Here is an 11,318-nt window from a genome sequence, read left to right as displayed (position 1 = left end):
GCTGGAGTCAGGAGAATTTTGGGAAAGCATACTCATGACGGTGAAGCTCGTCTACAGGTGCGCACTCACCCTGTAGTGGTGAAGCGGATGTCACGCGCAAAACTCACTGAGGTGCGCTCCTGAAAACTCTCACCTTCACCGTCACGCCTCATCTCATTTATGCCCCGTGCCATGCGGGTAAACGGATTGAGCGCTTGCGGATTCAAATCGAACCGCTTCAAGCCCGATCCCGTATCTTCTCACCTGAAATTTTTTTACGCGCCCCTGTGGTTTTTACGAAATTTTCCCGGAAGGCGAAAATTCGTGAAAGCGCGGAGAAATTGCTGTAATCGTCGAGTTATCAAGGCTTTAACCCTCGATAGCACGCCAGATCCCGCTCAATTACTCCCGCAAAAGCTCACCTTTAACCTGCCGGGGAGCCCTATTCAGCCAAGTTGCAGCCTCAAAACAGGCTCTCGAACCTAGGATCCAGCCTCCCGCATAACCTCACCTTTAGACTTTCCCACGGTCGACGGCATCGATACTTGCTCCTCACTGGCCCCCCGCAAACACTCACCTTTAGAGTCACAAGCGGACGATTTTCTGGATTTCAGCATCGTCGGGGCTCTCTTGGCACCTAAATTCGGCCAAATATAGTCCTGTAAAAGCTCACCTTTGCCATTTTTTCACGCGAAGGAGATAACGGCGAACAGCAGTTCACCACTCCCGAAAATGCTCACCTTTGCTGCGATGTGCGCGCACTCTGCGCACATAAAATCCTTTTAAATCATGTGCTTAATATAATATTGGTCGATAAGGTGTCTTCCGAGGAGGATCTTCATGCCTTAAGATCGAGACCATATTGTCCCGAAAAGCCTCACCTTTGGAGTTCGACAGAGCTGTCAGTACGATCCTCGACGAACCAAAAACTGCTCCCGAAAACTCTCACCTCCGGTCCGGTTTTGCAGAAATATCCCTTAAAACCAGTGGGATCGGCAAAGTAGGCAGGTCGAAATACCGCCGCGCAGTTCTCCCGTATTTCCTCACCGTTGCGGTTTGCGCGCCTCGCAAACCGAGGATTCTGAGCTGCTCGCACCCGCATAGTCTCACCCTGGACTTGGTTTGACCCCTGTAAAACCTCACCTACAGGTAATAATTACCTTTTTTCTATTGGAATTTTTGCATTTTCTGTATCCTGCAAACGCTCACTGCAGAAATTGGCGGGTCGACGTGTGCTGTGCCGCCGCATATGGACGATAGCCGCGGCAGCCCCTGTATTTCCTCACCTTCCCAAAACACCCGCCTCCCGAACTCGCTCACGCTTGCTCCCGTGACTCCTCACGCTGGCCCCCGAACCTATACACCGATAGCCCCCGTGTTATCTCACCTACTATCCCGCAGACCCTCACCGACCCGCTCGGAAAGCCTTATCTGGTAAGGCTTTGCCGTGGCGTTAACGTCTTTAACTAGGGTTCAAAGGTGTTTACTTCTAATACTCTCAAGCAAGCGTGAGAACCAAGGAAGAGAATCGTGAAACAAAACTCCGTGGAACATCTGCAGAAATAGTCAGGTTGGAAAAAGACGCTAGCAATCAATGGCTTGGCGGACTAACCTCGACATGTTTCACGGATGCCACTGCGATCGATACGTGATATAGGCTATTTAGATAAAAAGAGAGTAGCTCCAAGTGTTAGCCCACGTGCCCAACCTAAATATGTAGCATTTGATACGTAAAGTATTATTATACGAACGAATTTGACTTGGAGCTTCGTATGAACGATGCAGAACGCCTTGCACTGCGGGCTGAACTCGCGACGATGCGGACCAACGGTGCCCGTCGACAAGATCTATCGCAGCATGCCTGCAAGCGGCTTTTCTTCGATTTCGGCATTCGCCCATCAACGGCCACGGTCAGAGATCTCACGCAAACCGGTAGCGCGAGCGATATCCCGAAGGATATCGACGCATTCTGGGCTCGGATCCGATCCGCGTCGCGCGTTCGGATCGAAAGTGGAGCGATTCCAGAAGGACTGCAGGAACGAGCCGGTGAATTGCTCGGGCAGCTTTTCCTGGAAGCGCAGGAATTTGCAATTCGATCGCTGGAAGATGAGCGCCATGCCGCAAAAGATGACGTCGATGCTGCGTTAAGCCGGCTTCGCGACGCAGAAGTACGTTGTGCGACGGTCGATGAGGCGCTTCACCGCAGCGAGGCACGCGCCGATACTGCGTTGGCACGCAATTCCGCGCTGGAGATCGAATTAGCATCCCTTCGTGGCCGCGAACTGGAGGCACAAAGCAGTTTGCAGGCGTCGATTCATCGGTTGGAACGGGAACACGCCGCGTTGACTCAGCGGCTCGAAACAGAGCAAACGGCTAACGCCGCGCTGCGCGATCGTGTGGATGCGTTGAACGGTGAACTGCGACACAACACCGAGCATTATGCGCAACAGATCAAGGATGCGATCAGCGAGGCCGAGCGGCGAGTGAAGCCGATGCTCGTGGAACTTGATTCTCTGCGTGGCATGGCGGCAACCTACCAGGCGGGAGTGCGTCAGGCAAGTCAGAAGGAATTCGATTTTATTCAACAACTTAGCATCGCCAAGGCACGCACGGATCGGCTAGAGCTGCGAATTCGCGAGCAATCGGACGAGATCGACGCGCTGGTCATCGAACGTGACGCGTTGCTCGGACAAAGCGGAATGAGTAAAAACGTCGCCCGGCTAATCTGCACGATGGTTGAGGAAGGACGGCTATCCGCACAGGAAATGGGGACGTTGGGAACGGACATCGATGGTTTTGTCGCAGTGCCGGCCTGCTGCCCCACGTGTGTCACCGGCGAGCCTGAACTTGCCCAGCACGATGATAAGTTTGAGTTGTCCTGTCCGGATTGCGATCGGTCGTCGGGCGCCGCGTCGTCACGGTTGCTCGCGGTAGCCCGATTTCACTCGCCGGAGATTGCCGAGGCCGGAGAACAAACCGAGAGGTGAGATTTTTCGGGAGCGGAACGCTACTCGAATTCGTGGCTTTCCTCGCCGCCGCTTTCTTGCGCCTCCGCCAAATCCCGCTCCCGTATTTCCTCACCGGTCCAGTTTTGCCATGCTCGATGCAGCCGGTGCGCCGAGATTTGTTGCTGGAAACCTAACCATTGCCCGACTCGCTCGGGCGCTGTGCCACTTTCGAACAAGTCGGCTGCGAAGGTATTGCGCAAGGTTTGCGGACTGGCGCGTGCCGTTCGTGAATCGGCAATGCCGGCGGCGTCGATCACGGCATCGATCGCGCGCAGCATGGTGGCCTTGTGCATCGGGCGTCCCGATGGCGCGGACGGGAACAGCAGGTTGCCGAGTAATCGCACTGTCTTGCGCTCGCTGATCCAATGGTCGAGTAACGCGATCGCAAACGGTGCGAGCCGGGTTTCTCGATTTAAAGGGGAGTTCGTAGCCTCGACAGCAAGCCATGGCTGATTCCATGAATAGCTACTAACGGTCAGCGCTGCTGCTTCACCCGTTTTTACCCCCCCGCCCAGGAATGCGCCGACCAGCGCACGATCGCGGCGCTCTCGCCAGCGCTGCCCCGCCGACAGATCGCCGATTGGAGAGAAAAGATAGCTGATCAGGGCCGCTCGTTCACCGTGGGCGAGAAATCCTGTTGGCTCGTTTTCACGCGCGTCTCGCCATGGAGCCTCGCCGTCCTGGGCAATGAAGCGAGCTGGATTCGTCGATGCCATTTCGATCTTGCGGACATGGTCGAGTACCCGCTCGATAAGGCGCAGATAGCGAACGCGCTGTGGCTTTCGAATCTTTAACTGGGTGACGAACTGTTCGATGGCAAGTCGATCAACCGTGCGGAGATCGATTCGTTTAACGCTCAGCCATTCGAGGAAGAGCCCCCATTGCGCCCGGTAGACATCCGCGGAAGACGCTTTGAACGCTTGATGCGCCATCCAGGAGTCGAACGCGCTACGCGGATCGGCGTACCAATTGGTGCGCTCATGATCGAAAATCTCGTGAGTTTCCGCAGGCGTGTCCATTGGCTTGATAATCCGTTAGTTGTAAAACGCGTACGCTAGAGGTTACGCGAAAGCGGCCGGTGATGTTGAGGTTCAGCTTTCATCCACGTGTCGGCCGCAAAGTTCAAAGCCGTATTGCCAGGCGCTCGCGGCGGTGGGGATTTCATGACGGCGCGTGTTGAGCCGCGCCAGTAACGCAAGGAACTCTGGCGGCGGGCGTTCTGGTTTGCTCGCGGCATGACATGCGACGCACCGTTTTTGGATCTGGCTACAAACTCGAATCGCGGTTGAAACAGTAACGGCCGCCGCTGGTTTCCCGGCGGCCATGCTCCCAATTCGCGCATCCGCGAGTTCATATCTCAATGGACCACGGCTTTTGCCAGTTCGGGGTGTCCAGCACGGGCGGCGCAGTCGTAGGCATCGACGGCAAATACAAATACCGGCGGTAAAGCATTTGACGCCCCGAGATCGACGAGATCATCCGTTTCGGGAAAAACCATGTCGTCCGGGCGCGCGAAGAGCGCGCGGAGCGCGGACTCATGTCGGCCTGCAAAACCGAGATCGGCGAGCGCTTCCGCTTCAATGGCGAGCAGTAACCGCCAAGTCAAAGGAACACCTTGCACGATGTAGCGCTCCGCTATATCGCGCGTAATCCGCTCAAGGTCGCGCACTGTACGTGCGAATTCGGGGGTGTCCATACGATCTTCGTCGAAGTCCATTGTGTTCTCCTCCATTCATGCCATTGCGCCAAGATGTGTACTGTACAAACATACAGTGTTTATCGCAATGTTCCTCTAGCGTCGCGCTGAGTGCTCCGCGCGTATGTGCGATTCCGCCTACGTGGGAATCAGACGTGTACGGCTGTTCTGCGGCGTTCGAAATCGCCATTCTGATTACACGTTCAGGGCGCTTTCCCTGACATGACGCCGCGAATCTCAGGAGATCGGGATTTCGCGCTTCGATACGAAAGGAGATCAAGATGAACAAGGATCAGAAAGACGGTGTGGTGAATCAGGCCAAGGGCAAAGTCAACGAGGCGGTCGGCAAGGTAACCGGCAACAAGAGCCAGGAAGCAAAGGGCGATATGCAACAGGCAGCCGGTAAGGTGCAAAAAGGCGTCGGCGATGCACGCGAAGACGTAAAGGACGCGTTCAAAAAACCTTGATGGATCACTTCGGGCAGTGGTGGGTAGCTGGTCGCTCGACGCACTAGCAACTGCCGCCTTTAAAAGTGATTGGCCGTTCTAAAGCGATTTGGAACGGCTTTTTTCGTTTACTTCGTCACGGTGACCGTTGTGCACGCCAGGACTGACCGTTATCGACAGGCAGCTTGCTGAATTCTCCATCAGCTTGGGGACCATCCGGCCAGGCTTGGATGGCTTATCCAGCTTCTTGTACAAATTGGGTTGGTTTGCGCAAGCGTTGGTTTTTGAAGCTAAGCGCTTTTGCCTGTTGGGTCCCCTCCTTGACGCGCAGCCGGAAAACTTTATGCGCATCAAGTTCCGGCCACCCTTGGCACCTGCCGCGCCGAGTCCATGTAACCTGGGATCGCGCTGATTGGAAACGACTAATCCCCGCGTTTCATCAGCCAACACTCTGCGGGCCATCTAGCGTCGCGAACTACGAACCGACAAAAGAATATGGTCCAGCTACCAAGTCATTAAAAAGCCGGAAGATTTTCAGTTAATTATCAAATCCACACGCGATCTGAATTCCCGAAAGCTCGTTCCCCAATTTCACACAAATGCCCACGACGTTCATGTAAAGTTTCGCTCGAACTTCATATAAAAAGGCGTGGTCGGCGAGACCGCGACGGCAGAACGCACAGGTTTGAGCCGAATGAAAACGTCAGCAACCGTCTCAAAAAAGATCCGTGTCCCCCTACTGCTGGCGGCCCTGATGGCATTAGGTGCGACATCGAACGTCTCGGCAGCCGAAGTTTGCAATGACGGCTTATGGGCCGACGCGATGATCGGTTCATATCACGTTCATCCCAAAAAACACTTTGATCAATTCAACCCCGGCATTGGTGTTGAATGCTGGATTGCCCCACAGTGGGCGCTGGCGGGCGGGTACTTCAGAAACTCGCTGACGGCGCCTTCGTTTTATGGCGGCGGCGTTTGGGCGCCGGAATTCGCACATTGGGGATACATCCGACTGGCCGCAATGGGCGGCTTGATATCGGGATATGACTACGGCAAATGGGGTATCGGCCACGATCACAAACTGGGTCCGGTCCTCGCGCCGCTCATCATGGCGGAGTACGGTCGTATTGGCGCGAACATCATCCTGATTCCGCCGATCCCCTCTAGCGATTTGCCCTTTACGCTGGGGTTTCAGCTACGAGTCAGGTTTTGGTGACAACTCCCGGCGGGCGTTGAAACGCTAGTCGTGTTTCATTCGAGATTGCACGGTAAGGCGAATCGTAGACGGCTCGCGTGGTTTGTTCTCAAGCGCCTCAAGGTATTCCATCGACTCTGCCAATCTCGGCCTGTCGACGCTCGCCCCTTCGCCGCATATATCGTGATCCCTCATCTAATATGGACTCCGGATTAAAAATCTGCTCCACAAAAGGCACCGAGACTCATTGGCTGACCTCGCTTCAGATGTTTCCCGAACAGCTCCCGTATCAGCTCACCTTAAGAAAGCCGCAAGCCCCTACATTGCCGAGCTCGGGCTTGAGTCCAGCGGACATCACGGGGGCGCCATACCGTGGCGACCGCAGCACAAGCCCGTAAATGCACGGCCGACAATTTGCCTTATGGTCTCGACCGCGTGCGCTGATGACCGTTGTCTTACGCGGAGCAAAGGTGGTTTTGTCTGCTGACAAGTAGTCGATCACACTACTTACTGACGGGACGCTCTAGAAAACAAAACCCGACACCCGACTCCACGCCCGTCAAGGCACTAATACTCCACGCTTTGACCGCGCCTTGCGTACGACCCTATCGTCTACTATGATGGACGATATGACATCATCAATAGACGACACCGGACCTCGCATCGCTCGCCGTATTCGGCTTGAGCGAAATGCGCGCGCATGGTCATTGGCGGATCTGGCCGAATCCTCCGGGGTCGCCAAGGCGACCATCAGCAAGATTGAACGCGAGGAAATAAGCCCCACCGCGGTCACGCTGGTGCGACTGGCCGGGGCCTTCGACTTGACGCTCGCGGGCCTTTTGGTGAGGGCAGAAGGCAATGGAGACCGCTTGTCGCGGGCCGTCGATCAACCGCTCTGGCGCGATCCCAAGACAGGCTATCTCCGCAAGCAGGTGTTCAACAATCCGGACCACCCGGTGGAGATCGTTCAGGTTGATCTGCCGGCGGGACGACAGGTGGTGTTACCGCCATCGTCTTATGCTCATATCCGTCAGGTGGTCTGGGTGTTAGTGGGCGATCTCGTGATCCAGGAAGGCGGGGAGCGGTACGCTCTGAGCGCCGGCGATTGCCTGGGATTCGGTCCGCCTTCAGAGGTCACCCTGGCTAACGAGGCTGCCTCGACCTGTACCTACCTCGTTGTTCTCGCCCGGACTTAGCCGTCATGTCAAACATTGAAATCAGTGAACTAAGCGCCTCGCCGACGATCCGCGCGATGCTCAATGGGCTCTTGATCGAGGCTGTTGCAAACGGCGGTTCGGTCAGCTTCATGCATCCGCTGCAGCCCGAAGCAGCAGAAGCGTTCTGGTCCAATGCGCTGGCCGCCGCAACTCGCGGCGAACGAATGGTTCTGGGTGCATGGGACGGTGAGAGACTGGTCGGAACCGTCACCCTGTTGCTCGACTGTCCGCCCAACCAGCCGCACCGTGCGGAAATTGCCAAACTGATGACCTGTCTCAGCCATCGGGGGCGAGGGGTGGCGGCGTCGTTGATGCAGGCGGCCGAGAATCTGGCCGTGAAACAGGGACGCACGTTGCTGGTCCTGGATACCGCGACCGATGGCGGAGCGTCGACGCTCTACGAGCGTCTCGGGTTCACTCTTACGGGAGAGATTCCAGACTATGCGCTCAAGCCGCATGGAGGGCTGACCGGGACCAAGATCTATTGGAAGCGAATTGGCCCGCGCATCCCGACCAAGGATTGATCAGCTCGGCGAGGCTTGATTGTCGATCAACCGGCCTGCCGATTTTGACTTTCTGTTTTAACCGTTGAACCGAATTTTCTGACCCCCTCCGTTTTAACGCCCGATGCGTCCGCGCGCTGGAGCCAGTTTCAATTCGGATTACAGACTATATCGTAGCGACGTTCAACCGCCTCCGCGGTTTGATCGTCGCTGCCGTCTTTTGAACTTTCTGAAGACTGCATCGGTGACCTGAAGGCTAGCCCTCAAAGCACTTACGGCTTTATATTTGCCTGCTCTATCCGGTTATGCACTTCGCGCGTCAATGCCTCGATACGTTCGCTCATTTGCTTCGTGATCTCGGTCAATTTGGTATTTTGCTCGAGCAAGGCAACGAGCTGATCGGTCTGTCGAGCCGCTTGCAACTGGCGTTCCTCATTCGCTGAGGCGAGGTCTTCACGATGCCGCGCATCGGCGTCGGAATTGACCTTGTCGCGATCTGCTTGTCGCGTTTGCGCAAGCAGAATTAACGGCGCGGCGTAAGCGGCCTGGAGACTAAAAGCAAGGTTTAGAAGAATGAAAGGATAAACGTCGAACTTTGTCAGGCCGGCGACGTTGATGCCAATCCAGGCTGCAACAATAATCGTCTGCCCGACGAGGAAAGTCGGTGTTCCGAAGAAACGCGCAAAACGCTCGGCTTTTAGCGCGAACCAGTCGTCACCGAACACTGACGAAAGGTGTACGTATGGCAGATGAAAACGTAAGTGGTGATGTTTGTCCTTGCGCTGTTCGTCGCGCGGAATGGGGCTATTCATGTTTTGCTCTCTCGCTTGGCGATTAACGGAAATGTGTCGATGTTATACACAGTCCGCGCAAGCGTTGCAGTCATGAAAAAGACTTGCCCATAGCAGATCGCAGCCTAACGCGGCTTAACGCGGCTTATCCAAACAATGCGGGAAGCAGGTGGCGTTGTCTTATCGACGCTTGGGTGAGGTTATTCGGGAGCGTTGCACACGGGGCGGATAAGGGCAGCGAAAGACACGAGCACCGTTGCCATGAAGTGGCGAAGCCAGCAAGCGGTAGTGCTGGCTTCCCCTCGGATCTGAGCCAAGAAAACCATACGTTGATAAGTAGAGCGTACGGATGGACTACTTAGGCCAAGCGATCAATGTTGACTTCAGCGCAGAACCTTGCCGATCTCAAAGTGGAAATCAGCAATACCATCGACACCGCCAGCAACCTTATCGCCGGGCTTCAACGCCCCGACGCCCGCAGGCGTGCCGGTAAAAATCAGATCGCCGGGCTTGATGACAACCGCTCTGGAAACCTGGCTGATGATGTCCGCAACCGGCCAGATCAAGTCGCCGAGATCGCCTGTTTGCCGTGTTTCGCCATTGACCGACAACCAGATGCGGCCGCTGGCCGGATGACCAATTTCCGCCGCAGGACGGATAGCCGTGACCGGCGCGGATTCGTCGAAGGCCTTGGCCCAGTCCCACGGCCGGCTCATCTTCTTTGCGACCGCTTGCAGGTCGCGCCGCGTGAGGTCCACGCCAACGGAGTAGCCGAATATGTACGACAGCGCATCCTTCGGCTCGATTTCTCGTCCCTCTTTTCCGATGGCAATCACCATCTCAATCTCGTGATGCAGGTCCTCGGTGAGCATCGGGTACGCAAGTGTTCCCGCCGCGGGCACGACAGCGTCCGCGGGTTTCGTAAAGAAGAATGGCGGCTCGCGGTCAGGGTTGGCTCCCATCTCGCGCGCATGATCGGCGTAATTGCGCCCTACGCAAAAGACGCGGCGTACCGCGAAGGAGGCGTTCGAGCCGGCGACGGGCACAACGACAGTTTGAGGGGCGGGGAAGACGTATTCGGTCATATCGGCGAACTCGAAGGTGGAGGTTGTTTGGCGCAGACCACTGCGGCACCCCCCAACAATATGCCTCGGCTAACCTTCCATGCAGGACAAATTCGTCCTACGTCCTGGATTAAATTGCTCTATTCCAAGCCGCGCTAGTGAAAGGCTGCGCAAGAGCCTATAGCTCGAATTGCGACGCGCGGTATTCTGTCGGCGATGCCCCCACCGCCTGCCGAAAGCGTCGGGTGAAATAAGCCTCGTCGCGAAAGCCGACCACGAATGCGATGTCCTTCACACGGCGGGTATCGTCTGCAAGCAATGCTTTCGCCCGGCTGATTCTTTGATCCGTTACCCATTGCACGAACGTCCTGCCAGTCTCCTTTTTCATCAGACGGGCTACATAGCCGGGAGTCAACGCCGCGGCGTGTGCGGCCGACCCCAGCGAAAGCGTGTCGTCTTCCAGGTGCTCCAGAACATGGCGTATCACTTTGCTGATGGAGTCGCGGCGGCTGACTGCGCGTTCGCCGAGCGCCGCCAGTTGCATAAGCGGCTCCCCATATCTTGCACAAACCAGTCCGATCAATTGCAGGAGGTAACCACGAAGCCGGCTGGTCGCACCAAACCCGCGCGCACTATCTATCTCCATCATGAGGATAACGATGCGTTCGACTTCAGCCAGATCGGAGCCCGTCAGCTTGAAATCTGTTTCATCTTGGAAGCGAAAGGGTGCCAGCTCCGGAAACCGGATGATGGGAATACCGCCCAGGTCGATCCGGCCATCGACTGCATCGACATCCAGGCCAAGGAAGTCCAGCGCGAAATTGATCACGATGAACCGCGAGTGTTCAGGGTGCGGAATCATGTGCACCCGGTGCGGCGCGATGAACGCGATTGAACCGGTTGGGAACGGACGCGTTACGTCGCCGATCTGCTGCTTCGTGTCGCCGCCCAGATTGATCTGGATCTGGAAGTAGTCGTGCTTGTGGGGTTCCGTGATCGCCGAGCGCAAGGTCTGGTCGCGAATGTAGAAGTCGAGGCGATCGCTGCGCTCGGGCATCGCATAGGTCCGGGACGTACGTTTGGCGAGTGCGCTCATTGGCACCAACTCCTGTGCAGGTTCTGCAGAAAGGCTGACGTTCTCAATGGTTCATTGCTCGAGAGACGAATGTGACCGCTTATAAAGCGGTTCCACGAAGCAGCATCACTTACTTTTATTAGGGGCTCAAGACGGAATGCCGCAATCGTGGGTAAGGAATGCGTGTTGGCCATCGTAAGGAAAATAGCGTTGGTTTGTCTTAGCCGGTCTGATCGGCGTCGGCTTAAGGCGCACCGACGATCCGCGTCCGATACCAGTCCGATCCCCAAGAAACAAGCGTCAAGCATACCGCTTCGCCCGACGAGCTGCCTTTAGCCTGCAGA

Annotated in this window: 10 protein-coding genes; 5 read left to right on the top strand and 5 right to left on the bottom strand. The window is 56.1% G+C overall.

Features of this window, described 5'->3' with window-relative positions; translation table 11 throughout:
* Positions 1–1,751: 1,751 nt before the first annotated feature.
* Positions 1,752–2,966: a DNA-binding protein gene (locus ACSQ36_RS31020; RefSeq protein ID WP_213764326.1), complete on the top strand. Its 1,215-nt coding sequence runs from the start codon at positions 1,752–1,754 to the stop codon at positions 2,964–2,966.
* 20 nt (positions 2,967–2,986) lie between these two features.
* Here ACSQ36_RS31020 and ACSQ36_RS31015 read toward each other — a convergent pair whose 3' ends face one another.
* Together ACSQ36_RS31015 and ACSQ36_RS31010 are read right to left on the bottom strand one after the other, a co-directional pair.
* Positions 2,987–4,006, bottom strand: a complete 1,020-nt coding sequence (locus ACSQ36_RS31015) for a tyrosine-type recombinase/integrase (RefSeq protein WP_436184896.1) — start codon at positions 4,004–4,006, stop codon at positions 2,987–2,989.
* Between the two features lie 338 nt (positions 4,007–4,344).
* On the bottom strand, positions 4,345–4,704 hold the full coding sequence (locus ACSQ36_RS31010; RefSeq protein ID WP_436184895.1) for a DUF2471 family protein: 360 nt from the start codon (positions 4,702–4,704) through the stop codon (positions 4,345–4,347).
* A 260-nt stretch (positions 4,705–4,964) separates the two neighbouring features.
* Between ACSQ36_RS31010 and ACSQ36_RS31005 the strand changes: the two genes are divergently transcribed.
* The 4 genes from ACSQ36_RS31005 (at position 4,965) to ACSQ36_RS30990 (ending at position 8,065) form a co-directional block, all read left to right on the top strand.
* On the top strand, positions 4,965–5,150 hold the full coding sequence (locus tag ACSQ36_RS31005; RefSeq protein WP_213764324.1) for a CsbD family protein: 186 nt from the start codon (positions 4,965–4,967) through the stop codon (positions 5,148–5,150).
* Positions 5,151–5,883: 733 nt separating this feature from the next.
* Positions 5,884–6,345 carry a hypothetical protein gene (locus ACSQ36_RS31000; RefSeq protein ID WP_255631349.1) on the top strand — a complete coding sequence of 154 codons (462 nt, stop codon included), beginning with the start codon at positions 5,884–5,886 and terminating at the stop codon, positions 6,343–6,345.
* 608 nt (positions 6,346–6,953) lie between these two features.
* Positions 6,954–7,520: a helix-turn-helix domain-containing protein gene (locus tag ACSQ36_RS30995; RefSeq protein ID WP_436184894.1), complete on the top strand. Its 567-nt coding sequence runs from the start codon at positions 6,954–6,956 to the stop codon at positions 7,518–7,520.
* A 5-nt stretch (positions 7,521–7,525) separates the two neighbouring features.
* Positions 7,526–8,065 (top strand): GNAT family N-acetyltransferase, encoded by a 540-nt coding sequence (locus ACSQ36_RS30990; RefSeq protein ID WP_218627254.1) that lies wholly within the window; start codon positions 7,526–7,528, stop codon positions 8,063–8,065.
* 251 nt (positions 8,066–8,316) lie between these two features.
* Here the strand turns inward: ACSQ36_RS30990 and ACSQ36_RS30985 are convergent, their stop codons facing one another.
* The 3 genes from ACSQ36_RS30985 to ACSQ36_RS30975 all read right to left on the bottom strand — a co-directional run bounded on the left by ACSQ36_RS30985 (position 8,317) and on the right by ACSQ36_RS30975 (position 10,995).
* Entirely contained in the window at positions 8,317–8,769 is a 453-nt protein-coding gene (locus tag ACSQ36_RS30985; RefSeq protein ID WP_436184893.1) for a DUF1003 domain-containing protein, read from the bottom strand.
* A 449-nt stretch (positions 8,770–9,218) separates the two neighbouring features.
* Positions 9,219–9,920 carry a fumarylacetoacetate hydrolase family protein gene (locus ACSQ36_RS30980; RefSeq protein WP_436184892.1) on the bottom strand — a complete coding sequence of 234 codons (702 nt, stop codon included), beginning with the start codon at positions 9,918–9,920 and terminating at the stop codon, positions 9,219–9,221.
* Between the two features lie 157 nt (positions 9,921–10,077).
* Entirely contained in the window at positions 10,078–10,995 is a 918-nt protein-coding gene (locus ACSQ36_RS30975; protein ID WP_436184891.1) for an AraC family transcriptional regulator, read from the bottom strand.
* Between the last annotated feature and the right edge of the window lie 323 nt (positions 10,996–11,318).

Source organism: Caballeronia sp. LjRoot34 (assembly GCF_964253815.1).
GTDB lineage: Bacteria > Pseudomonadota > Gammaproteobacteria > Burkholderiales > Burkholderiaceae > Caballeronia.
This window is presented reverse-complemented; position numbering and strand designations above follow the sequence as displayed.